The sequence below is a fragment of the Pseudomonas putida genome (genome assembly GCF_002906855.1).
GTDB classification, from domain to species: domain Bacteria; phylum Pseudomonadota; class Gammaproteobacteria; order Pseudomonadales; family Pseudomonadaceae; genus Aquipseudomonas; species Aquipseudomonas putida_N.
The window spans coordinates 763,712-787,223 of record NZ_MINI01000038.1 but is presented as its reverse complement, the minus strand read 5'-3'; the positions used below and the strand labels follow the sequence as shown (position 1 = coordinate 787,223).

24 protein-coding genes, 1 pseudogene and 1 riboswitch are annotated in these 23,512 nt (G+C 64.3%); of the genes and pseudogenes, 14 read left to right on the top strand and 11 right to left on the bottom strand.

Annotation, left to right across the window (positions count from 1 at the left end):
* Positions 1–15 precede the first annotated feature (15 nt).
* From exaC to BGP85_RS16125, 9 genes are all read left to right on the top strand, one after another.
* On the top strand, positions 16–1,536 hold the full coding sequence (gene exaC / locus BGP85_RS16165; RefSeq protein ID WP_103448814.1) for an acetaldehyde dehydrogenase ExaC: 1,521 nt from the start codon (positions 16–18) through the stop codon (positions 1,534–1,536).
* A 116-nt stretch (positions 1,537–1,652) separates the two neighbouring features.
* A complete protein-coding gene (gene eat, locus BGP85_RS16160; protein ID WP_103448813.1) occupies positions 1,653–3,101 on the top strand; it encodes an ethanolamine permease in 1,449 nt (482 codons plus the stop codon).
* A gap of 46 nt (positions 3,102–3,147) precedes the next feature.
* Positions 3,148–4,542, top strand: coding sequence for an ethanolamine ammonia-lyase subunit EutB (locus BGP85_RS16155; RefSeq protein ID WP_103448812.1), 1,395 nt, complete (start codon positions 3,148–3,150; stop codon positions 4,540–4,542).
* A gap of 9 nt (positions 4,543–4,551) precedes the next feature.
* Complete coding sequence (eutC, locus tag BGP85_RS16150; protein ID WP_103448811.1) at positions 4,552–5,382, top strand: ethanolamine ammonia-lyase subunit EutC; 831 nt, start codon at positions 4,552–4,554, stop codon at positions 5,380–5,382.
* Positions 5,383–5,491: 109 nt separating this feature from the next.
* Positions 5,492–5,950, top strand: coding sequence for a GNAT family N-acetyltransferase (locus BGP85_RS16145; RefSeq protein WP_103448810.1), 459 nt, complete (start codon positions 5,492–5,494; stop codon positions 5,948–5,950).
* A 281-nt stretch (positions 5,951–6,231) separates the two neighbouring features.
* Complete coding sequence (locus BGP85_RS16140; RefSeq protein WP_103448809.1) at positions 6,232–6,879, top strand: DedA family protein; 648 nt, start codon at positions 6,232–6,234, stop codon at positions 6,877–6,879.
* A gap of 8 nt (positions 6,880–6,887) precedes the next feature.
* Positions 6,888–7,703, top strand: a complete 816-nt coding sequence (locus BGP85_RS16135) for a M90 family metallopeptidase (protein ID WP_103448808.1) — start codon at positions 6,888–6,890, stop codon at positions 7,701–7,703.
* A gap of 93 nt (positions 7,704–7,796) precedes the next feature.
* Positions 7,797–8,324 (top strand): inorganic diphosphatase, encoded by a 528-nt coding sequence (gene ppa, locus BGP85_RS16130; RefSeq protein WP_003255365.1) that lies wholly within the window; start codon positions 7,797–7,799, stop codon positions 8,322–8,324.
* Between the two features lie 176 nt (positions 8,325–8,500).
* Positions 8,501–9,199: a LexA family transcriptional regulator gene (locus BGP85_RS16125; RefSeq protein WP_103448807.1), complete on the top strand. Its 699-nt coding sequence runs from the start codon at positions 8,501–8,503 to the stop codon at positions 9,197–9,199.
* 308 nt (positions 9,200–9,507) lie between these two features.
* Here the strand turns inward: BGP85_RS16125 and BGP85_RS28725 are convergent.
* Both BGP85_RS28725 and BGP85_RS16120 read right to left on the bottom strand, forming a co-directional pair.
* A pseudogene (locus BGP85_RS28725) lies at positions 9,508–9,642 on the bottom strand (DUF3077 domain-containing protein); the annotation flags it as partial.
* Entirely contained in the window at positions 9,627–10,832 is a 1,206-nt protein-coding gene (locus tag BGP85_RS16120) for an RtcB family protein (RefSeq protein ID WP_103448806.1), read from the bottom strand. The gene BGP85_RS16120 and the pseudogene BGP85_RS28725, both read right to left, overlap by 16 nt.
* A gap of 92 nt (positions 10,833–10,924) precedes the next feature.
* Positions 10,925–11,066, top strand: a riboswitch (FMN riboswitch).
* 80 nt (positions 11,067–11,146) lie between these two features.
* Between BGP85_RS16120 and ribB the strand changes: the two genes are divergently transcribed.
* The 5 genes from ribB to BGP85_RS16095 all read left to right on the top strand — a co-directional run bounded on the left by ribB (position 11,147) and on the right by BGP85_RS16095 (position 17,132).
* Positions 11,147–11,797 carry a 3,4-dihydroxy-2-butanone-4-phosphate synthase gene (ribB, locus tag BGP85_RS16115; protein ID WP_103448805.1) on the top strand — a complete coding sequence of 217 codons (651 nt, stop codon included), beginning with the start codon at positions 11,147–11,149 and terminating at the stop codon, positions 11,795–11,797.
* Positions 11,798–11,988: 191 nt separating this feature from the next.
* Entirely contained in the window at positions 11,989–12,231 is a 243-nt protein-coding gene (locus BGP85_RS16110; RefSeq protein WP_008092375.1) for an exodeoxyribonuclease VII small subunit, read from the top strand.
* Entirely contained in the window at positions 12,228–13,115 is an 888-nt protein-coding gene (ispA, locus tag BGP85_RS16105) for a (2E,6E)-farnesyl diphosphate synthase (RefSeq protein WP_103448804.1), read from the top strand. The genes BGP85_RS16110 and ispA overlap by 4 nt, the downstream gene beginning before the upstream one ends.
* Positions 13,116–13,248: 133 nt before the next feature.
* Positions 13,249–15,144 carry a 1-deoxy-D-xylulose-5-phosphate synthase gene (dxs, locus tag BGP85_RS16100; RefSeq protein WP_103448803.1) on the top strand — a complete coding sequence of 632 codons (1,896 nt, stop codon included), beginning with the start codon at positions 13,249–13,251 and terminating at the stop codon, positions 15,142–15,144.
* Positions 15,145–15,260: 116 nt separating this feature from the next.
* The gene (locus BGP85_RS16095; RefSeq protein WP_103448802.1) at positions 15,261–17,132 is read left to right on the top strand and encodes a TonB-dependent receptor domain-containing protein; all 1,872 of its coding nucleotides are present in this window, start codon (positions 15,261–15,263) and stop codon (positions 17,130–17,132) included.
* Here the strand turns inward: BGP85_RS16095 and BGP85_RS16090 are convergent.
* From BGP85_RS16090 to ribBA, 9 genes are all read right to left on the bottom strand, one after another.
* Complete coding sequence (locus tag BGP85_RS16090; protein ID WP_103448801.1) at positions 17,110–17,922, bottom strand: cobalamin-binding protein; 813 nt, start codon at positions 17,920–17,922, stop codon at positions 17,110–17,112. The two genes, BGP85_RS16095 and BGP85_RS16090, sit on opposite strands and share 23 nt — an antisense overlap.
* The gene (locus tag BGP85_RS16085) at positions 17,922–18,341 is read right to left on the bottom strand and encodes an MFS transporter (protein WP_103448800.1); all 420 of its coding nucleotides are present in this window, start codon (positions 18,339–18,341) and stop codon (positions 17,922–17,924) included. Before BGP85_RS16085 ends, BGP85_RS16090 begins: the two co-directional genes overlap by 1 nt.
* Positions 18,338–18,955, bottom strand: coding sequence for a GTP cyclohydrolase II (ribA, locus tag BGP85_RS16080; RefSeq protein ID WP_103448799.1), 618 nt, complete (start codon positions 18,953–18,955; stop codon positions 18,338–18,340). Before ribA ends, BGP85_RS16085 begins: the two co-directional genes overlap by 4 nt.
* A 146-nt stretch (positions 18,956–19,101) precedes the next feature.
* On the bottom strand, positions 19,102–19,845 hold the full coding sequence (locus BGP85_RS16075) for a substrate-binding periplasmic protein (protein ID WP_103448798.1): 744 nt from the start codon (positions 19,843–19,845) through the stop codon (positions 19,102–19,104).
* A gap of 16 nt (positions 19,846–19,861) precedes the next feature.
* Positions 19,862–20,365 carry a phosphatidylglycerophosphatase A family protein gene (locus BGP85_RS16070; protein WP_027917812.1) on the bottom strand — a complete coding sequence of 168 codons (504 nt, stop codon included), beginning with the start codon at positions 20,363–20,365 and terminating at the stop codon, positions 19,862–19,864.
* Entirely contained in the window at positions 20,362–21,330 is a 969-nt protein-coding gene (thiL, locus tag BGP85_RS16065; RefSeq protein WP_103448797.1) for a thiamine-phosphate kinase, read from the bottom strand. The genes BGP85_RS16070 and thiL overlap by 4 nt, the downstream gene beginning before the upstream one ends.
* An 18-nt stretch (positions 21,331–21,348) precedes the next feature.
* Positions 21,349–21,849 carry a transcription antitermination factor NusB gene (gene nusB / locus BGP85_RS16060; RefSeq protein ID WP_003255393.1) on the bottom strand — a complete coding sequence of 167 codons (501 nt, stop codon included), beginning with the start codon at positions 21,847–21,849 and terminating at the stop codon, positions 21,349–21,351.
* The gene (gene ribH, locus BGP85_RS16055) at positions 21,846–22,322 is read right to left on the bottom strand and encodes a 6,7-dimethyl-8-ribityllumazine synthase (RefSeq protein WP_103448796.1); all 477 of its coding nucleotides are present in this window, start codon (positions 22,320–22,322) and stop codon (positions 21,846–21,848) included. Before ribH ends, nusB begins: the two co-directional genes overlap by 4 nt.
* A gap of 91 nt (positions 22,323–22,413) precedes the next feature.
* On the bottom strand, positions 22,414–23,505 hold the full coding sequence (gene ribBA / locus BGP85_RS16050; protein ID WP_027917815.1) for a bifunctional 3,4-dihydroxy-2-butanone-4-phosphate synthase/GTP cyclohydrolase II: 1,092 nt from the start codon (positions 23,503–23,505) through the stop codon (positions 22,414–22,416).
* Positions 23,506–23,512 lie beyond the last annotated feature (7 nt).

Below are 23,512 nucleotides of genomic sequence, written 5' to 3'. Positions count from 1 at the left end.
GCCAGGAGACACACCATGCGTTACGCACATCCCGGTACCGAGGGCGCGAAGGTTTCCTTCAAGAGCCGTTACGGCAACTTCATCGGCGGTGAGTTCGTGGCCCCGGTCAAAGGCCAGTACTTCGAGAACACCTCGCCGGTGAACGGCCAGTTGATCGCCGAATTCCCTCGTTCCACTGCCGAAGACATCGAAAAGGCCCTGGATGCCGCCCACGCCGCCGCCGACGCCTGGGGCCGCACCTCGGTCCAGGACCGCTCCAACGTCCTGCTGAAAATCGCCGACCGTATCGAACAGAACCTGGAACTCCTGGCCATCACCGAAACCTGGGACAACGGCAAGCCGATCCGCGAAACCCTCAACGCCGACATCCCGCTGGCCGTCGACCACTTCCGCTACTTCGCTGGCTGCATCCGCGCCCAGGAAGGCGGCGCCGCCGAAATCAACGAAACCACCGTGGCCTACCACATCCACGAACCGCTGGGCGTGGTCGGGCAGATCATCCCGTGGAACTTCCCGATCCTGATGGCCGCCTGGAAGCTCGCCCCGGCCCTGGCCGCCGGCAACTGCGTGGTGCTCAAGCCGGCCGAGCAGACCCCTTTGGGCATCACCGTGCTGGTCGAGCTGATCGGTGACCTGCTGCCCAAGGGCGTGCTCAACGTGGTGCAAGGCTATGGCCGCGAGGCCGGTGAAGCGCTGGCCACCAGCAAGCGCATCGCCAAGATCGCCTTCACCGGCTCCACCCCGGTCGGCTCGCACATCATGAAATGCGCGGCCGAGAACATCATCCCGTCCACCGTCGAGCTGGGCGGCAAGTCGCCCAACGTGTACTTCGAAGACATCATGCAGGCCGAGCCGAGCTTCATCGACAAGGCCGCCGAAGGCATGGTGCTGGCGTTCTTCAACCAAGGCGAGGTGTGCACCTGCCCATCGCGCGCCCTGGTGCAGGAGTCGATCTACCCGCAGTTCATGGAAGTGGTGATGAAGAAGGTGCTGCAGATCAAGCGCGGCGACCCGCTCGACACCGACACCATGGTCGGCGCCCAGGCCTCGCAGCAGCAGTTCGAGAAGATCCTCTCGTACCTCGAGATCGCCCAGAACGAAGGCGCCGAACTGCTGACCGGCGGCAAGGTGGAAAAACTCGAAGGCGCGTTGGCCACCGGTTACTACATCCAGCCGACCCTGCTCAAGGGCAACAACCGCATGCGCGTGTTCCAGGAAGAAATCTTCGGCCCGGTGGTCAGCGTCACCACCTTCAAGGACGAAGCCGAAGCCCTGGCGATTGCCAACGACACCGAGTTCGGCCTCGGTGCCGGCGTGTGGACCCGCGACATCAACCGCGCCTACCGCATGGGCCGCGGCATCAAGGCCGGCCGCGTGTGGACCAACTGCTACCACCTGTACCCGGCGCATGCCGCGTTCGGTGGCTACAAGAAGTCCGGCGTCGGCCGTGAAACCCACAAGATGATGCTCGACCACTACCAGCAGACCAAGAACCTGCTGGTGAGCTACGACATCAACCCGTTGGGCTTCTTCTAAAACAGTGCACTGGGGCCGCCGAATGGCGGCCCCAACCGCTCTGGCTCGCTTCCTGCAGTACCTATCACCATCGGCCGGCCCCCTTCCGGCCATCAAGAAAAAGAACAGGTGAATCTATGCCAAGCGATCATTCCGCCGGTGCGCCGGCAGGGTCTTCCGTCGACTTCGAAAAAGTCGGTTCGGACTATTTCCAGCAACGTGAACTGAAAAAAGGCGCCGCCGGATGGGTACTGCTGGTGGGCCTGGGCGTTGCCTACGTGATTTCCGGCGACTATGCCGGCTGGAACTTCGGCCTGGCCCAAGGCGGCTGGGGCGGCATGTTCCTCGCCACCTTGCTGATGGCCACCATGTACCTGTGCATGTGCTTCTCGCTGGCCGAACTTTCTTCGATGATCCCCACTGCGGGCGGCGGCTACGGCTTTGCCCGCAGCGCCTTCGGCCCATGGGGAGGCTTCCTGACCGGCACCGCGATCCTCATCGAATACGCCATCGCCCCGGCCGCCATCGCCACGTTCATCGGCGCCTATTGCCAGTCACTGTTCGGCATCGGCGGCTGGATGATCTACCTGGCGTTCTACGTGGTCTTCATCGGCATCCACATTTTCGGTGTGGGTGAAGCGCTGAAGCTGATGTTCATCATCACCGCCATCGCGGCTATCGCCCTGGCCGTGTTCCTGGTGGCAATGGTGCCCCATTTTGATGCAGCCAACCTGTTCGACATCGCCAAAACGGACGCCGCCGGCGCCAGCAGCTTCCTGCCATTCGGCTATGTCGGTGTGTGGGCCGCGATCCCTTACGCCATCTGGTTCTTCCTAGCCGTCGAAGGCGTGCCGCTGGCCGCCGAAGAAACCAAGAACCCCAAACGTGACCTGCCCCGCGGCCTGATTGGCGCGATGCTTGTGCTGTTGGCCTTCGCCCTGCTGATCCTGGTGGTCGGCCCTGGCGGTGCGGGTTCCGAAGCCCTGAAGGCCTCGGGCAACCCGCTGGTCGAGGCGCTGGCCAAGGCCTACGGCGGCGCCACCTGGATGGGCAGCTTCGTCAACCTGGTGGGCCTGGCCGGCCTGATCGCCAGCTTCTTCTCGATCATCTACGCCTATTCGCGGCAGATCTTCGCCCTCTCCCGCGCCGGCTACCTGCCGCGCAAGTTGTCGGAAACCAACAAGAGCAAGGCCCCGGTCATGGCGCTGGTGATCCCGGGCATCATCGGTTTCGCCCTGTCGCTGACCGGCCAGGGCGACCTGCTGATCCTGGTGGCGGTATTCGGTGCCACACTGTCGTATGTGCTGATGATGGCTGCGCACATCACCCTGCGCATCCGTCGGCCGAAAATGGAACGCCCCTACCGCACCCCGGGCGGCATCTTCACCTCGGGCCTGGCCCTGGTGCTGGCCTGCATCGCCGTGGTCGCGGGCTTCCTGGTCGACCCACGGGTGGTGATTGGCGCTGCGGTGATCTATGCGGTACTTATTGCCTACTTTGCGTTTTACAGCCGCCACCACCTGGTGGCGGGCACACCGGAAGAGGAATTCGCCGCGATCCAGAAGGCCGAAGAGGCCCTGCACTGATCGCCGCCACCTGCCGCGGGCCAGCCCGCGGCTCTGGAGATTCTGTATGGCAAGTTTCGTACACACAGTGGGCCACCTGGTCTACCGCTTCGACAGCCTCAAGGAGGTGATGGCCAAGGCCAGCCCGGCCCGTTCCGGGGACTTCCTGGCCGGTGTTGCCGCCAGCAACGACGGCGAACGGGTCGCCGCGCAGATGGCCCTGGCCAACATCCCGCTCAGCCATTTCCTCAATGAAGCGCTGATCCCCTACGAAGAGGATGAGATCACCCGGCTGATCGTCGACAGCCATGATGCCCAAGCCTTTGCCCCGGTCAGCCACCTGACCGTTGGCGGCCTGCGCGACTGGCTGCTCGGCGAAGAGGCCAACGAACAGAGCCTGCGTGCCCTCGCCCCAGGGCTGACCCCGGAAATGGCCGCCGCGGTGTCAAAGATCATGCGCGTGCAAGACCTGGTGTTAGTGGCGCAGAAGATCCGCGTGGTCACCCAGTTCCGCGGCACCATGGGCCTGCGCGGGCGCCTGTCCACCCGCCTGCAGCCCAACCACCCGACGGATGAGCCGGCCGGCATCGCCGCCAGCATCCTCGACGGCCTGCTCTACGGCAACGGTGACGCCATGATCGGCATCAACCCCGCCACCGACAGCATCGCCTCGATCTGCGCCCTGCTGGAAATGCTCGACGCCATCATCCAGCGCTACGACATCCCAACCCAGGCTTGCGTGCTGACCCACGTCACCACCTCGATCGAAGCGATCAACCGCGGCGTGCCGCTGGACCTGGTGTTCCAGTCGATCGCCGGCACCGAGGCGGCCAACGCCGGCTTTGGCATCAACCTCAACGTGTTGCAGGAAGGTTACGAGGCCGGCCTGTCGCTCAAGCGCGGCACCCTCGGGCAGAACCTGATGTACTTCGAGACCGGCCAGGGCAGCGCGCTGTCGGCCAACGCCCACCACGGTGTCGACCAGCAAACCTGCGAGACCCGCGCCTACGCCGTGGCCCGCCACTTCAAGCCGTTCCTGGTCAACACCGTGGTCGGCTTCATCGGCCCCGAATACCTGTACAACGGCAAGCAGATCATCCGCGCCGGCCTCGAAGACCACTTCTGCGGCAAGCTGCTCGGCGTGCCGATGGGCTGCGACATCTGCTACACCAACCACGCCGAAGCCGACCAGGACGACATGGACACCCTGCTGACCCTGCTGGGCGTGGCCGGGATCAACTTCATCATGGGCATCCCCGGCTCCGACGACATCATGCTCAACTACCAGACCACGTCATTCCACGACGCGCTGTATGCGCGCCAGACCCTGGGCCTGAAGCCCGGGCCGGAATTCGAGGCCTGGCTGCAACGCACCGGCATCTTCACCCAGGCCGATGGCCGCGTGCGCTTTGGCGACAACCTGCCGCCGGCATTCCGCCAGGCCTTGGCGCAACTGGCATAAGAGGTGACCATGGCAGACCGATCCCCACCCACGCTCTCTACCCAGGAAAGCCCTTGGCTGGCCCTGCGCAACCTGACCCCGGCGCGTATCGCCCTGGGCCGTTGCGGCACCAGCCTGCCCACCGGCGCGCAACTGGACTTCCAGTTCGCCCACGCCCAGGCCCGCGACGCCGTGCACCTGGCGTTCGACCACGCAGCCCTGAGCGAACAGCTCAAGGACCGTGGCCGCGACAGCCTGGTGCTGCACAGTGCCGCCAGCGACCGCCACCAATACCTGCAACGCCCCGACCTGGGCCGGCGGCTGAACGAAGACTCGGCCGAACGCTTGCGCCAGCATGCCCAAGCCAACCCCGATGGCGTCGACCTGGCCATCGTGGTCGCCGACGGCCTCTCGGCCCTGGCCGTGCACCGCCATACCTTGCCGTTCCTGGCCCGCTTCGAGGAGCAGGCCGCTACCGATGGCTGGACCAGCGCCCCGGTGGTGCTGGTAGAGCAAGGCCGGGTGGCGGTGGCGGATGAAGTGGGCCAGCTGCTCGGGGCGCGCATGACCGTGATGCTGATCGGCGAACGCCCGGGGCTGAGTTCGCCAGACAGCCTGGGCCTGTATTTCACCTACGCGCCCAAGGTCGGCCTGACCGATGCCTATCGCAACTGCATCTCCAATATCCGCCTGGAAGGCCTGAGTTACGGCATGGCGGCCCATCGCCTCCTATACCTGATGCGCGAAGCCTGCAGGCGACAGCTTTCCGGTGTGAATCTTAAGGACGAGGCCGAGGTCCATAGCATCGACAGTGAAAATGCCCCCACCCAGCGAGGCAACTTCCTGCTCGGTGAACGTTAAAGAACATGTAACGGAAGGCGGATTGCGCTGATGGCCAGCATTGGGGCAGCATGCCCATGAAAGCTGCAGGCATTCCGCTGTTTCCCCAAATGGACTCTGAGGGCCGCACATGCGCATCATCAAGGCAACCCTGGAACACCTCGACCTGCTCACCCCGCTGTTCGTCAGATATCGCGAGTTCTATGGGCAGCTCCCTTATCCGGACAGTTCGCGCAAGTTTCTGCAAAAGCGCCTTATGCGCAGTGAATCAATCATCTACCTGGCTTTGCCGGTTGACGATGACAGCAAATTGCTGGGTTTCTGTCAGCTTTATCCGAGCTATTCGTCGCTGTCGCTGAAGCGGGTGTGGATTCTCAATGACATCTTCGTGGCCGAAGACTCACGGCGCATGCTGGTAGCTGACCACCTGATGCGCGAGGCCAAGAAGATGGCCAAGGAAACCAACGCGGTGCGCATGCGGGTTTCGACCAGCGCCAACAACGAGGTGGCGCGCAAGACCTATGAGTCGATGGGCTTTCGCAAAGACACCGAGTTCGAGAACTACATTCTGCCGATCAATCCGGACTGACCTGTACCGGCCCATCGCCGGCAAGTGCCGCTCCCACAGGATTTTCACAGGCCCAATGATTACATGATGCCTGTGGGAGCCAACTGCCTCGCGAAAGAGCCGGTACGTTTGACGCAGTAACCCCCCGCTACAAACTCCCCGGGCAGGTTTCCGACTTCGCCGTATAATGCTTCGACCTGTCATGTGTGAAATTTCCCCACCCACAGGTAGTCATGCCGACGCCCAGGGCATTGTCCGTCATCGCGTGCCCGTAAAGCGGGTCAAGAACACAGGTGCTGTACATGGAATTCAACCCGCTGGACTTAATCCTGCATCTCGATACCTACCTCGACCTGCTGGTTAGCAACTATGGCCCCTGGATCTACGCGATCCTGTTTGCTGTGATCTTCTGCGAAACCGGTTTGGTGGTGATGCCGTTCCTGCCGGGCGACTCACTGCTGTTCATCGCCGGCGCCGTGGCCGCCGGTGGCGGCATGGACCCCGTCCTGCTGGCGGGCCTGCTGATGGCCGCCGCCATTCTCGGCGACAGCACCAACTACATCATCGGCCGCACGACGGGCGAAAAACTGTTCAGCAATCCCAATTCGAAGATCTTCCGGCGCGACTACCTGCAGCGCACCCACGAGTTCTATGAACGCCATGGCGGCAAGACCGTGACCATGGCGCGCTTCCTGCCGATCCTGCGCACCTTTGCACCGTTCGTAGCCGGTATCGCCCACATGCACTACCCGCGTTTCCTCGGTTTCAGCGTGGCGGGTTCGCTGCTGTGGGTCGGCGGCCTGGTGACCCTGGGCTACTTCTTCGGCAACGTGCCGTTCATCAAGCAGCACCTGTCGCTGATGGTGGTCGGCATCATCGTGCTGTCGCTGGTGCCGATGATCCTCGGCCTGCTGCGCAGCCGCCTGGGCCGCACCGCCAAGGCCCACTGACAGCCGACATGTGGTCCTTCAGCGCCTGGCGGCGCAAGCGCAACCTCGCGCGCTACCCGATCGAGCCAGGGCAATGGCAGGTGATCCGTGATCGCCTGCCGATGCTCGATGGCATCAGCGATGCGGAAGACCAGTGGCTGCGCGAAGCATGCATCCTGTTCCTGCTCGACAAGCACCTGACCACCCTCCCCGGGGTCGAACTTGACGACGAGCAGCGCCTGTTTCTTGCCGCCCAGGCGCAGCTGCCACTGCTGCACCTGGGCGAGTTGAACTGGTATCAGGGTTTCCACGAGATCATCCTCTACCCCGACGACTTCAAGAGCCCGCAACGCCACCGCGATGCCAGCGGCGTAGAGCACGTGTGGGATGCCGAGCACAGCGGCGAAGCCTGGCAACAGGGGCCGATCATCCTGGCCTGGGCCGGAGTGCTGGCCAGTGGCGGCTGGGAGGCCTACAACCTGGTGATCCACGAGCTGGCGCACAAGCTCGACATGCTCAATGGCGATGCCAACGGCCTGCCGCCGCTGCACCCAGGCATGCACGTGGAAGACTGGGCTGCAGCCATGCAGCAAGCCTATGACGACCTCAATCGCCAGCTCGACGCCAACCCCGATGCCGAAACCGCCATCGACCCTTACGCCGCGGAAAACCCGGCGGAATTCTTCGCCGTCACCAGTGAGTACTTCTTCAGCGCTCCCGACTTGCTGGAGCAGGCTTATCCACAGGTGTACCGGCAGCTGACGCTGTTCTACCGGCAGAACCCTCTCGAGCGCCTGCTGAAGCTGCAGGCCGGGCACCCGGATTACCGTGAAAGCCACGCCTGATGCGGCCGCACATCCGTCCACACGTGGCATGGCCTGGCGGAATATGCCTATAATCGCCGCCACTTTTTTGATCAAACACGGGGGCACTGCCCAATGAGCTACAGCAAGATTCCGGCTGGCAAAGACCTGCCGAACGACATCTACGTCGCCATCGAGATCCCGGCCAACCACGCGCCGATCAAGTACGAAATCGACAAGGACAGCGACACCCTGTTCGTCGACCGCTTCATGGCCACCCCGATGTTCTACCCGGCCAACTACGGCTTCATCCCGAACACCCTGGCCGACGACGGTGATCCGCTGGACGTGCTGGTCGTGACCCCATACCCGGTTGCTCCAGGCTCGGTCATCCGTGCCCGTCCGGTCGGCGTGCTGAACATGACCGACGACGGCGGCGGCGACGCCAAGGTCATCGCCGTTCCTCACGACAAGCTGAGCCAGCTGTACGTCGACGTTAAGGAATACACCGACCTGCCAGCCCTGCTGATCCAGCAGATCGAGCACTTCTTCGCGAACTACAAGGATCTCGAGAAGGGCAAGTGGGTCAAGATCGAAGGCTGGGAAGGCGCTGACGCCGCCCGTGCCGCGATCACCAAGTCGGTCGCTGCCTACAAGGGCTGATACCGCCTTGCATAAAAAAACCCGCCTCGGCGGGTTTTTTTATGGGCGACGCCGAAGGTAGGTAAAAATTCCTACGCAGCCCTACACATTTGCCCTACCTTCAGGCCGTTTTCACACCGTTCACGTCAACATCACGTTCATTTCGCTACTGGCAACCGGCCGCTACACTCGGCGTCATGAACAGATCCGGTGACAGACTCAAGGCACTCCTCCGGGAATGTGGCCTGACCCCCGCAGACTTCGCTGCCCAGCGCCGCGTCACGTCGCAGCACATCAACAACTGGTTCACCCGCGGCATCCCGATTGCCCGCCTCGATGAAATGGCCGAATTGTTCTGTGTGCAGCGTCGCTGGTTGCAAACGGGCGAAGGCCCCAAGCACCCGCATTCGCTTCTGCGCATGTACGCGCCACAGGCAATGCCGATAGACGCATTCGGTGCGTCATCGGACCAGCCTGTCCCGCTGGTTCAAGTGCCCTTCCACGAGCTGCGCAATGGCCAGGTCATCGCGCTCGACGGCCATCACCTGGCCATGCCGGCACCTGCGCTGGAGGCATTGGCCGTACCCGTGGAGCAAGCCATCTGCATGACCATGCCGGCCGCCAACATGGCGCCGTGGATTCCGCGCGATGCCATCCTGGCGATCGACCTCAGCTACACCCGGGTGGTTGATGGCGAGATCTATGCCCTGCTGCACAACGGCAGGCTCAGGGTGAACAGCCTGAGCCTCGGCCACCAAGGCACCCTGTGCCTGCACAGCCACAACCGGCGTGAGGTGGTGGAGCGCTACACACCGTTACAGCGCAAGGCGCAGAAGCTGGAAGTACTCGGCTGGGTGTTCCATTGGTCGCATTACCGCCAGCGACGCCCCGGCTGACACACGCTGTGCCATTTTTTTCTGGGCATACCGCGCCAGCCCTTGTATGCTACGCGGCACATTCAGCCCCGGCCGGCGCAAGCCGCGTTCCAGAGGGCTAGGCGACGCTCCACACGACCGTTTGCCATCTCTTTCAGGCCCTTGCTGGCCACACAGTTAAGGCGGTTGCGACTTACCATAAATTAGTCGGAACCGTCCCCGAGAAGCCGGCCACAAGCCGGCTTTTTAATGCCCTTTGTCCCGTCTTGAATAAAGGTTTACACCTCCTATCCCGAATTTCCGGACAATCAGATGGAGCAAGGTGTAAAGCGCACATAGCCCATCAATTCCGAGGCCAGCTCGCGGGCATCGTGGCAGGGGATGCCGGGTTCGATGCGGAACAATGGGTGGGTCTGGTTTTCACCTTGGAAGAACAGGCCAGTACAGGTCAACCTTTCACACACACCACCTGCCGCAGCGTGTGCACCACCTCCACCAGTTCGCTCTGCGCCCGCATCACCGCATCGATGTCCTTGTACGCCATCGGAATCTCGTCGATCACGTCCTTGTCCTTGCGACACTCCACATGTGCCGTCGCCCGCCGCTGATCCTCCAGGGTGAATTGGCTCTTGGCCCGGGTCCGGCTCATTACCCTGCCCGCGCCATGGCTGCAGGAGCAGAACGACTCCTCGTTGCCCAACCCCCGCACAATGAAACTCCTGGTCCCCATGGAGCCGGGAATGATGCCCAGCTGCCCCTTCTGCGCCGAAACCGCGCCCTTGCGCGTCACCAGTACCTCGCGGCCGAAATGCTGCTCGCGCTGCACATAGTTGTGGTGGCAGTTGACCGCCTCCAGGCTTGCCTCGAAGGGTTTGCCCAGGGCCTTGCGGGTGGTGGCGACCACAGCCTGCATCATCAATTCACGGTTGCGCCGGGCAAAGTCCTGCGCCCATTCCACCGCCTCGACATAGTCGGCGAAATGGCGGCTGCCCTCCTTGAAGTAGGCCAGGTCCTTGTCGGGCAGGTTGGCCAGGTGCTGGCGCATGTCGGCCTGGGCCAGTTCGATGAACAGGTTGCCGATGGCATTGCCGACACCGCGCGAGCCGCTGTGCAGCATGAACCACACCCGGTCGGCCTCGTCCAGGCACACTTCGATGAAGTGGTTGCCGCCGCCCAGGGTGCCCAGGTGGTGGCGACTGTTGGTCTTTTCCAGGCGCGGGTACTTGTCGGTAATGGCCTTGAAACGCCCGGCGAGCTGGCCCCAGGCTTTGTCTGCCAAGCCCGGTACCTTTTCCCAGGCACCTTGGTCGCGTTTGCCGAAGGTCTTGCCGTGGGGTACCGCCTGCTCGATGGCGCTGCGCAGGCCGTGCAGGTTGTCCGGCAGGTCACGCGCGTGCAGCGAGGTACGCGCGGCGATCATGCCGCAGCCAATGTCGACGCCCACCGCGGCGGGGATGATCGCGCCGACCGTGGGGATCACGCTGCCAATGGTCGAGCCCTTGCCCAGGTGCACATCCGGCATCACCGCCAGGTGCTTGAAGATGAACGGCATCTTCGCCGTATTGAGCAGTTGCCGGCGGGCGTCGTCTTCGACCGGCACGCCGTCGGTCCACAGTTTGACCGGCTTGCCACCGGCGACCTGGAGAATGTCCATGGAGCTGTTCCTGTTGAGCCATGCCTGCATGATACCGCCGAAGGTCGTAGAGCAGCGGCTTGCCAGCAAGGTGGCACAGTGCTGTATGCTTGGCCGGTCTTCAGGGCGGGGTGAAAGTCCCCACCGGCGGTAAATCGAAAGATGAGCCCGCGAGCGCCCCGGCCATGCCGGGGGTCAGCAGATCTGGTGCGACTCCAGAGCCGACGGTCATAGTCCGGATGAAAGAAGGCGTCAGGCAGGGGCCATTCGGGCGCCCCTGCGCGCGCATTTTGTTCGCCCCGAGACGTTCATCGATCAATCACGAGGAGCGTTTCATGTCCCCTTTGCTGCAAAAACAATTTCCCAATGTGTTCGCCGCCATCGCCGCCTTCCAGGCCGGGCGCCCTGTGCTGCTGCTCGACGATGACGACCGCGAGGACGAAGCCGACATCGTCGCCGCCGCCGAGAACCTGCCGCTGCAGACCATGGCCATGATGATCCGCGACTGCAGCGGTATCGTCTGCCTGTGCCTGGACGAAGCCACGGTCGATGCCCTGCAGCTGGCGCCGATGGTGCAGAACAACCAGGCCCGTCACGGCACCGGCTTTACCGTCACCATCGAAGCGGCCGAAGGCGTGAGCACTGGCGTTTCCGCGCAGGACCGCATCACCACCATCGAAGCGGCGCTGCGTTCGACCGCCGAGCAACGCCATATCGTCAGCCCGGGCCATGTATTCCCGCTGCGTGCGCGTGATGGTGGCGTGCTGACCCGCCGCGGCCACACCGAAGGCTCGGTGGACCTGGCACGTCTGGCCGGTCTGCGGCCGGCGGCGGTGCTGTGCGAGCTGATGAACCCCGATGGCAGCATGGCGCGGGGCGAGCAGGTGGCGGTGTATGCGCGGCAGTACAACCTGCCGGTGCTGACCATCGAAGAGCTGGCACGGTGCCGTGAAGCCATGGTGGAGCTGGAAGCCGAGCCGGCCTGATAGACCGCACGGGGCCGCTTTGCGGCCTCTTCGCGGGGCAAGCCCGCTCCTACAGGGCGCTGTGAGGCTGTGCGATACCTGTAGGAGCAGGCTTGCCCCGCGAAGAGGCCGGCAAATCCAGCGGAAGTTTGCTCCCCTAGCCCCGCTCTGCTAACGTCGCGCGGTTCTGATCCGCCAACGAGACTGTCGCCATGGCCCGCAAAAAAGCCTCCATCGATTTCGAACAATCCCTCGCCGACCTGCAAGCCCTGGTCGAGCGCCTGGAGAACGGCGAACTGTCGCTGGAAGACTCGCTGGCCGCGTTCGAGCAAGGCATCGCCCTGACCCGCGATTGCCAGGGCGCCCTGGCCCAGGCCGAACAGAAGGTGCAGATCCTGCTGGAACGTGACGGCGAACTCGCCGCGCAGCCGTTCGATGCGGAGCCAGAAGCATGATCACCGCTTACCAGGCCAGCTGCCAGGCCCGTGTCGATGCTGCCCTCGAGCCGCTGTTCATCGCCCCGACCAAAGAGCTTGAACGCCTGTATGCCGCCATGCGCTACAGCGTAATGAACGGCGGCAAGCGCGTGCGCCCGCTGCTCGCCTACGCTGCCTGCGAAGCCCTTGGCGCGCCGGCCGAGCAAGCCAACGGTGCCGCCTGTGCGGTAGAGCTGATCCACGCCTATTCGCTGGTCCATGACGACCTGCCGGCCATGGACGACGACGATCTGCGCCGTGGCCAGCCAACTACCCACAAGGCCTTCGACGAAGCCTGCGCGATTCTCGCCGGTGACGGCTTGCAGAGCCTGGCGTTCAGCGCCCTGCTCGACCCACGCCTGAGCCCGCAGGCCGATAGCACCCGCCTGGCCATGGTCCAGGCCCTGGCCAAGGCTGCAGGCCCTGCAGGCATGGTCGGTGGCCAGGCCATCGACCTCGGCTCGGTCGGCCTGAAGCTTGACCAGCAGGCCCTGGAATTCATGCACCGGCACAAGACCGGTGCGCTGATCGAAGCCAGCGTGCGCCTGGGCGCCCTGGCCAGTGCCCGCGCCGAGCAAGCGCAGCTGGACGCCCTGCAGACTTATGCACAGGCCATTGGCCTGGCCTTCCAGGTGCAGGACGATATCCTCGACGTGGAAAGCGACACCGCCACCCTGGGCAAGCGCCAGGGTGCCGACATCGCCCGTGACAAACCGACCTACCCGGCCCTGCTGGGGCTGGAAGCCGCCAAGGCCTATGCCATCGAACTGCGCGACCAGGCGCTGGTCGCACTGCAAGGGTTTGGCGAAAATGCCGAGCCGCTGCGGGCGTTGGCACGCTATATCGTCGAACGCCGCCATTAAGGCTTGATAGCAATCCCCTGTGGGAACGGGTTTACCCGCTCCCACAGGGTTCGCGTAACCCGTGGTCGAATGGGCACTTTTCCCACAATGGGGTAAACTGCCGCGTCTTCACACACCTATAACGACTCGCCTGATGCCCACGACGTTTCAAGAGATCCCCCGCGAACGCCCGGTCACGCCGTTGCTCGACCGCGCTGACACGCCTGCCGGCCTGCGCCGGCTGGCCGAAGCCGACCTGGAGACCCTGGCCGACGAATTGCGCCAGGAGTTGCTCTACACCGTTGGTCAGACCGGTGGGCATTTCGGCGCCGGCCTGGGCGTCATCGAGCTGACGATCGCCCTGCACTACGTCTTCGACACCCCGGACGACCGGCTGGTGTGGGACGTTGGCCACCAGGCCTACCCGCACAAGATCCTTACCGGGCGCCGCAAGCGCATGCTCAGCCTGCGCCAGAAGGACGGCATCGCCGCCTTCCCGCGCCGCAGCGAGAGCGAGTACGACACCTTCGGCGTCGGCCACTCCAGCACCTCGATCAGTGCCGCGCTGGGCATGGCCATCGCCGCCCGCCTGCAGAACAGCGCACGCAAGTCGATCGCCGTGATCGGCGACGGTGCCCTCACTGCCGGCATGGCCTTCGAAGCGTTGAACCACGCCCAGGAAGTCAACGCCGACATGCTGGTGATCCTCAACGACAACGACATGTCGATTTCGCGCAATGTCGGCGGTTTGTCCAACTACCTGGCCAAGATCCTCTCCAGCCGCACCTACGCGAGCATGCGCGAGGGCAGCAAGAAGGTGCTGTCGCGCCTGCCAGGCGCCTGGGAAATTGCCCGTCGCACCGAGGAATACGCCAAGGGCATGCTGGTGCCGGGCACGCTGTTCGAAGAGCTGGGCTGGAACTACATTGGCCCGATCGACGGCCATGACCTGCCGACCATGATCGCCACCCTGCGCAACATGCGTGACCTCAAAGGTCCGCAGTTCCTGCACGTGGTGACCAAGAAGGGCAAGGGCTTCGCCCCGGCCGAGGTCGACCCGATCGGCTACCACTCCATCACCAAGCTCGAACCCGCCGACAAGCCAGCTGCGCCGAAGAAGGTCAGCGGGCCGAAGTACTCTGCGGTGTTCGGCCAGTGGCTGTGCGACATGGCCGCCGCCGACAACCGCCTGGTGGGCATCACCCCGGCGATGAAGGAAGGCTCCGACCTGGTCGATTTCAGCGAGCGCTACCCTGAGCGCTACTTCGACGTGGCGATCGCCGAGCAGCACGCGGTGACCCTGGCCGCAGGCATGGCCTGCGAGGGCAGCAAGCCGGTGGTGGCGATCTACTCTACCTTCCTGCAGCGTGGCTATGACCAGCTGATCCACGACGTGGCGGTGCAGAACCTCGATGTGCTGTTTGCCATCGATCGCGCCGGCCTGGTCGGCGAAGACGGCCCGACCCACGCCGGCGCCTATGACCTGTCGTACCTGCGCTGCATCCCTGGCATGCTGGTGATGACCCCGAGCGACGAGAACGAGCTGCGCAAGATGCTCAGCACCGGCCACCTGTACAACGGCCCGGCCGCTGTGCGCTACCCGCGCGGCACCGGCCCGAATGCACCGATCAGTGGCGACCTCGAACCGCTGGAGATCGGCAAGGGCGTGATTCGCCGCAAAGGCGAGAACGTTGCCCTGCTGGTGTTCGGCGTGCAGCTGGCCGAGGCCCTGCAGGTTGCCGAGCAGATCAACGCCACCGTGGTCGACATGCGCTTCGTCAAACCGCTGGACGAAGCCCTGGTGCTGGAACTGGCTGCCAGCCATGCGCTGTTGGTGACGATCGAGGAAAACAGCATCATGGGTGGCGCCGGGGCGGCCGTGGGCGAGTTCCTGGCCCATGAGGGCGTGGTCAAGCCGCTGCTGCACCTGGGGCTGCCGGACATCTATGTCGAGCATGCCAAGCCTGCGCAGATGCTGGCCGAGTGCGGGTTGGATGCTGCTGGTATCGAGGCCTCCGTCAAAGCTCGAATGGCCAAGCTCGGCCTGTAAGGCCCTTTCGCGGGACAAGTCGGATCGCCGCACCGCCGCTCCTCCAGGTCTTCACGATCCTGTAGGAGCGGCGGTGCGGCGACCCGACTTGTCCCGCGAATGCTATGGAACTGCCCATGAAAAAGTCTGCCTGTGCCGCGCTACTCTGCGCCCCCACCTTCCTGCTGGCCGCCGAGCGCGACGACGCCCTCAAGCTCCCCGACATGCTGATCAGCGCCAACCGCCAGGTCGAATCGCGTACCGCCACCAGCGCCGCCAACACCGTCTTCACCCGCGCCGACATCGACCGCCTGCAACCCAGCAGCGTCACCGACCTGCTCACCCGCGTGCCCGGCGTGCAAGTCGCGCCCACTGGAGGCCGCGGCAGCCTGCCGGGCATCTTCATCCGTGGCACCAAGACCGCTCAGAGCCTGGTGCTGGTCGATGGCGTGCGCATCGCCAATGCCACCTCCGGCGACAGCGGCTTGCAGTTTCTCGATGTCGACCAGATCGAACGCGTCGAAGTACTGCGCGGCTCGCGCTCGGCGGTGTATGGCAGCGATGCCATTGGCGGGGTGATCCAGATCTTCACCCGCCGCAGCAGCGGCCCCGGCCTGCAACCGCGCCTGCGCCTGGCAGCAGGCAGTAACCAGACGTTCCAGCGCAGCCTCGGGCTGTCCGGCGGTGACGATGCAACCCGTTTCAACCTCGGCGCCAGCCTCGATGAAACCGCTGGCATCGACTCGACTGGCCCGTCGTTTGCCAGTGACGGCGACCACGACGCCTACCGCAACCAGTCACTCAACTTGAGCCTGAGTCATACCTTCGACGAGCGCTTCGAGGCCGGCATGAACCTGCTCGACAGCCGTGGCCGCAGCGAATACGACAACCCATTCGGCCGCTTCGACCCGGTCACCTTCGAGAGCTTCGGGCAAAAGCCCTACACCGACTTCAGCGTCAGCAGCCTGGGCAGCTATCTTGACGCTCAGCTCAACGATGTCTGGCATTCGCGCCTGGAACTTGCCCACAGCGAAAACCGTGACGACAAGCGCGACAAGCTCAGCGACGAGCGTTTCGTGTTCAACACCTACCGCGACCAGATCACCTGGCAGAACGACCTGAAGCTGGCCGAGCGGCACAACCTGTTGCTGGGCGGTGACTGGTACGAAGACCGCGTGCATGGCAGCACCGACTTTACCGAAGACAGCCGCTGGAACCGTGCGGCCTTCATCCAGCACCGCTACAGCGGTGAAGACTTCTCCACCGAGCTGGGTGTACGGCACGACGAGAACCAGCAGTTCGGCGGCCAGACCACCTGGAGCGGCAGCCTCACCGTGCCGCTGAATGCCCGCAATGACGTGCTGCTGTCCTACAGCGAAGGCTTCCGCGCCCCGACGTTCAACGACTTGTACTACCCGCAATTCAGCAACCCGGACCTCAAGCCCGAGCGTTCGAAGAGCTATGAAGTACAGTGGCGCAGCCAGCTGACCCACGACAGCCGCCTGGAGACCTCGCTGTACCGCACCGACCTGCGCGACGCGATCATCTTCGGCCAGGACTCGATTCCGCAAAACGTCGCTACGGCACGTATCAACGGCCTGGAAATGGCACTGGATCAGCAATGGGGCGAATGGCGCAGCCAACTTGGCCTGGCGCTGATCGACCCACGCGACCGCGACAGTGGCCATACCCTCGCCCGCCGCGCCCGCCGTACCCTGAGCCTTGACCTGGATCGCCAGTTCGAACGTTTCACTCTGGGCGCCAGCTGGCAGGCCGTGAGCGCCAGCTACGATGACGAAGCCAACCGCAATCGACTCGGCGGCTACGGCTTGCTGGGCCTTCGGGCAGGCTGGCTGGTAACCGAGGAACTGAAGCTGGAAATGAAGCTGGATAACCTACTGGACAAAGACTACAGCCGGGCGCTGTACAGCTTCGATGGGGCCAGCTACGGCTACCGCGAAGAAGGCCGCACCGCGCTGTTCAGCGTCACCTGGACGCCGGCACTCTAGCCGCCAGCAGCGCGCACAGGCGGGCGGTGGCTTCGATCATCTGCCCGCTAGGCCGCTCCAGGCCCTTGTCCGGCACCACCAGCAATCCCTCGCCGGCCACCGCGCTCAGCCGTGGCCAGGCTTTCCAGCTCGCAAGCTGCGCCTCATCAGCCGCCAGGATCACCTGCGGGTCACGCATCAGCACCGACTCGACATTCACCTGCGGTGCCGGCTGGCTCAGATCGGCAAAGACATTGCGCGCCCCGCACACGGCCAGGGCATCGCTGACCACCTGCCGCCCGCCCAGGGTGTACAGCGGCCGATCCCACACCTGATAGAACACCCGCAACGGCTGCTCGCGCCGGTACTGCTGGCGCAGCTGCTGCAGGCGCTCGCGCAACGCCTGCACGTAGGGCCTGCCTTGCTCGCCCCGCCCGACGTGCACGGCAATGGCCTCGATCTGCTCGAGCAGCTGATTCAGGTCGTGGGGTTCGGCGCTGTAAGTGGCAATGCCCAAGCGCTTGAGCTGGTCGCGCTGGGCGGGCGCCACGCTACCGGGCCAGAGCAGCAGCAGGTCGGGCTTGAGGCTGAGCAGGGTTTCCATGTCCAGCTGGCCCTGGCGCCCGACCGAAGGCAGCCTATGCAGCGCTTGCGGCCGCTCACCGCCGTCGAGCACGCCCACCAGCAGGTCATCGGCGTGCAGTTCGAGCATGATTTCGCTCATCGACGGCGCGAGGCTGACCACGCGCAAAGGCTCGTCGGCCCTTGCGCCAAGGGCCAGCAATGCCAGCAGGCAAAGCAGGATGCGCATCAGCCCAGCTGACGCGGAATGCGGTAGAGGTAGAGCAGCACCACGGTGGACAGCGCGAGGAGGATCTGCGGCACCGCCTCCAGCCCGACCAGCACCGACAGCGCAGCGATCCAGGCCGGGAAGCAGGCAAACAGCATGGCCATGCGCCGCACCCGCGCCAGGATGATCCAGGCGGCTGGCTCTTCAGCCGTGCCCAGCACCTTCGAGGTGGCGATCAGTGCCCGCTTGTAGGCGCCGAAGCGCGGCAGGCTGAGGAACATGGTCGCGGCACCGGCGATGAACAGCGGCATCGCCAGCACCGGGATCAGCGCATCGCCGCCGCCAAAGGCCCAGGCCATCACCGGCAGCGGCACCAGGCCGACTGCCAGGTACTGCCACCAGGCCAGCGCCAGGCGCCGCTTGACCTCGCCGCGGGTCACGCCTGGGGCACCTCGCCCTGGTGTTCGTTACCCAGCATGTGACCGAGCTTGCCAGCCTTGGTCGCCAGGTAGTAACGGTTGTGCGGGTTGTGCCCGGTGTGCAGCGGCACGCGCTCGGCGACCTTGATGTTCATGTCGGTCAGCGCCTTGACCTTGCGCGGGTTGTTGGTCATCAGGCGCAGCGCTTTCACACCCAGGTGCTCGAGCATTGGCAGGCACATGGCATAGTCGCGCTGATCGGCGGCGAAGCCCAGGCGCTCGTTGGCCTCGACGGTGTCGGCACCACCGTCCTGCAGCTCATAGGCGCGGATCTTGTTCAAAAGGCCGATGCCGCGGCCTTCCTGACGCAGGTACAGCAGCACGCCACGGCCTTCGCGGGCGATAGCCTGCAGCGCGGCTTCCAGCTGCGAACCACAGTCGCAGCGCTGGCTGAACAGGGCATCGCCGGTCAGGCACTCGGAGTGCAGACGCCCCAGCACCGGCTCGCCGTCGGCGATATCACCCAGGCTGAGCACCACGTGCTCACGGCCAGTGGCTTCGTCGAGGAAGCCATGCATGGTGAAGATCGCAAAAGGAGTCGGGAGTTTCGAGGCGGCAACAAAGACGACGGGCACGTTGTGCTCCTGGATAAAGTAGGAAATTTCTCGTGAGCCGATTGTATCAGCAGGTCGCCGCGTGTGCGCTCGTTGAATACCGTGGCTTAAGATCGAAAAGTTCGATGCTTAGCTGTCACTGTGGGAGCGAGCTGTGCCAGAACGGGTTATTGCGGTTTGCTGTCCGCTGTGAAGGGATACGGTTGCTTCCAGTGCTCGAAGATCGGCTTCAGCTCGCCGCTGTGCACCAGCTCGGCCATGCGTTTGTCGAACAGGTCGCACAGGGCTTTGGCGTGCTCGTTCCTGGAGAACGCCAGGTACAACGGCAGCTCGGCCACATGGGTGCTGCGAAAACGCTCCGGCTGCGAGGCCTGCCCGAGCACATAGTCAACTTCGGTCTGCGCATCGATGTAGAAATCCACACGCTCATGTTCGAGCATCGGCAGGATGCCTTCACGGCGCTGGATTTCGCGGAAGTTGTGCGCGTTGGGCAGGTAACTGCTGTAGTCATAGCCACGCACCCAGGCCAGGCGGTACTGGCCGACGGTGGCCAAGGTCGGCACCGGCTTGCTGGCCAGGCCCAGGGCATAGATGTGGTCCATATCGAAATGCCAGCGCGGGTAGAGGTTGTCGTCGTTTTCTTCCTTGTACGACCCGACCCAGGCATCCGCCTCGCCACGCTTGACCAGGCCAACCGCGCGGCTGTAAGGCGCACTCTGAGGCACCACCTTGACCCCGGCAGGCTCGAACACCTTGCGCAACACATCCCAGGCCACACCGCTGCCATCGGCGTTGGTGTAATCAATCCACTCTTCGCTGACCAGATGAATCTGCTTCGGTAGCGCATCGGCCGCCATCGCCCAAGGAGCAAGGCTCAGCATCATTGCCAGCAGCACAGTCCTTATGGCCATCGAAACGCTCCCCGCTTCAGCCTACCGCCCACACCAGAATCTGCATGCCCAGCCAGGCGAAAACACCGGCCAGGATATCGTCGAGCATGATCCCGACACCCCCGTGCACATGGCGGTCGATCCAGCGAATCGGCCATGGCTTGAGAATGTCGAAGAAGCGGAACATCAGGAACCCGGCGAGGATCCACTGCCACCCTTCCGGCACCAGCCAGAGGGTGATCCACATGCCGACCATCTCGTCCCAGACAATGCCTTCATGGTCGTGCACACGCAAGTCATTCGCAACTTTACCGCACAGCCAGAAGCCGAACAGCATCATCACGCCCAGCAGCAGCCAGTAGCCCCAGTCGGGCAGCATCTGCCACAGCGGGATGAACGGGATCGCAACCATCGACCCCCAGGTGCCGGGGGCCTTGGGCAGGGTGCCAGAGCCGAAGCCAAAGGCGATGAAGTGCCACGGGTTGCGCCAGACCGATGGCGGAACGAACTCCGCAGGCACCTGGTTGGGGTGGTCGGTCACGGTGTCTCCCTAAAGTGTTGATAGCCCCGTTGAACCGGGGTGATGTCCTGGCCCTGCGAGTCGCGCAGGGTCACGCCCTGGCCTTCGAGCACGCGGCCGATCACGTGCACCTCGGCGAAACCGAGGTCGGTCAGCGGGGCGAGCGCCGCAGGCGGCAGGGTGAAGGCCAGTACATAGTCGTCGCCACCGGTCAGCGCTGCCAGCCGTGCCGCATCCTGGCCAAGGAAGGCTTCCAATGCAGGAGACACTGGCACCTGCGCCAGGTTCACCTCTAGTGCGACCCCGGACGCCTTGGCGATATGCCCACAGTCGGCGAGCAGGCCATCGGAAATGTCCAACGCCGCCGTGGCCCGGCCGCGCAGCAGCTGGCCCAGGTTGAGCTGAGGCATCGGCGACCAGTAGTGCTGGAGCAGCGGCTCGGCCAGTTCCACCGGCGCCTCGCGCTCACCCAGTACCAGCGGCAACGCCCCTGCCGCCTTGCCGAGCGAGCCGCCGACACACAGCAGGTCGCCCGGCCGTGCGCCGCTGCGGCGCAACGCCTGGCCGGCCGGCACGCGGCCGAACACGGTGACGGTGATGCTCAGCGGACCACGGGTGGTATCCCCACCGATCAGGCTCATGCGGCAACGGTGGGCCATACGGCTGAGACCGTCGGCATAGGCCGCCAGCCAGTCGGGGCCGACATCAGGCAGGGTCAGGGCGAGGGTGAAGCCGATCGCCGTCGCGCCCATGGCCGCCAGGTCACTGGCCGCCACGGCCAACGAGCGCTGGCCAAGCAGCAGCGGATCGCACACCGCGGGGAAATGCACCCCGGCGACCAGGGTGTCGGTCGACACCGCCAGTTGTTCACCGGGTGGAAGGTCCAGCAGGGCACAGTCGTCGCCGATACCCAGGGCCACACCCTCGCCGCCCTGCGCACAAGGCGCGGCGGCGAAGTAATGGTTGATCAGCTCGAACTCACCCATGGGCAGGCAGCGCCAGAATCAGCGCTTATTCGCCTTGACTTCTGCTTCACGCAGGGCCGGGGCGAGCTTGTCCAGCACACCGTTGACGAACTTGTGGCCGTCGGTGGCACCGAAGACCTTGGCCAGTTCCACGCCTTCGTTGATCACCACGCGGTACGGTACGTCGACGCGCTTGATCAGTTCCCAGGTGGACAGCCGCAACACGGCCAGCTCGACCGGGTCGAGCTCTTCCAGGGCGATGGTCATGCAAGGCACCAGCGCCTTGTCGATTTCGCCCTTGATCGCCGGGACCCCGTGGAGGATCTCGCGGAAATAGGCACCGTCGACATCGGTGAAATCGTTATCCACCCGGAACTGCGCTTCGATCTCGTTCAGCGAATGCTGGGCCATGTGCCACTGGTACAGGGCCTGGGTCGCGAGCTTGCGGGCTTCGCGGCGCTTGGCGCTCTTCGATGGCTTGCCGGCATCCGCAGGTTTTGGATCGCGCGGGTTGAAACGATCGCTTTCGTCGCTAATCACTTGGCCTCCAACTGCGCCAGCAGGCTGACCATTTCCAGAGCGGACAGGGCAGCTTCACCGCCTTTGTTGCCAGCCTTGGTGCCGGAGCGCTCGATGGCTTGCTCGATGGAGTCGACGGTCAGAACGCCGAAGGCCACCGGAACGCCGAACTCCATGGACACCTGGGCCAGGCCCTTGGTGCATTCGCCCGCCACGTATTCGAAGTGCGGGGTACCGCCACGGATCACTGCGCCCAGGGCGATGATCGCGTTGTATTCACCTTGCTGGGCGACTTTCTGTGCCACCAGCGGGATTTCGAACGCGCCCGGGGCACGGATGATGGTGATGTCGCTTTCGCTGACACCGTGGCGTACCAGGGTATCAACGGCGCCGCTTACCAGGCTTTCGACGACGAAGCTGTTGAAGCGGCCAACCACCAAAGCATAGCGACCTTTGGGGGCGATGAAGGTACCTTCGATGGTCTTCAGGGTCATTCCGATATTCTCATCTTCAAGAGCGAGGCCGCATACAAGCGGCCTCGACAGGGGTCTGGACTCGAGCTCAGGGCGTCAATGCCGCCTCAAGTCACTCGGAGGGCACGTATTCTACAACTTCCAGATCGAATCCGGATATCGCATTGAACTTCATCGGCGAACTCATCAGGCGCATCTTGCGCACGCCGAGGTCACGCAGGATCTGCGAACCGGCACCGACGGTGCTGTAGGTGGTCGGTGCCTTGGTCGGTGCATCGCCCGCGCTCTCGCGGATGTGCGCCAGCAGCACGTCGCCGTCCAGCGGGTGGCCCAGCAGCAGTACCACGCCACTGCCCGCCTCGGCCACGGCGGCCATGGCCGCGCGCAGGCTCCAGCGGCCCGGCTGCTTGACCAGCAGCAGGTCGCGCAGCGGGTCCATGTTGTGCACGCGCACCAGGGTCGGCTCTTCGGCGCAGATGTTGCCCAGGGTCAGGGCCATGTGCACGTCGCCTTCCACCGCATCACGGTAGGTAACCAGGTTGAACTCGCCCAGCTCGCTCTCGATCGGCTGCTCGGAGACGCGCTGCACGGTGCGCTCGTGGATCATGCGGTAGTGGATCAGGTCGGCAATGGTGCCGATCTTCAGGCCGTGCTCGGCGGCGAACACTTCCAGCTCGGCGCGGCGCGACATGGTGCCGTCGTCGTTCATCACTTCGCAGATCACGCCGCTCGGCTCAAAGCCCGCCATGCGCGCCAGGTCGCAAGCTGCTTCGGTGTGGCCGGCGCGGGCCAGGGTGCCGCCCGGCTGGGCCATCAGCGGGAAGATGTGGCCTGGGCTGACGATGTCTTCGGCCTTGGCGTCCTTGGCAGCGGCAGCCTGCACGGTGCGCGCGCGGTCAGCGGCGGAAATGCCGGTGGTGACGCCCTCGGCGGCTTCGATCGACACGGTGAACTTGGTGCCGAAGCCCGAACCGTTGCGCGGCGCCATCAGCGGCAGTTTCAGGGTTTCGCAGCGCTCGCGGGTCATCGGCATGCAGATCAGGCCGCGGGCGTGCTTGGCCATGAAGTTGATGTGCTCAGGCAGGCAGCACTCGGCCGCCATGATGATGTCGCCTTCGTTCTCGCGGTCTTCGTCATCCATGAGGATGACCATTTTGCCCTGGCGGATGTCTTCGACCAGTTCTTCGATGCTGTTGAGCGCCACTCGGCAC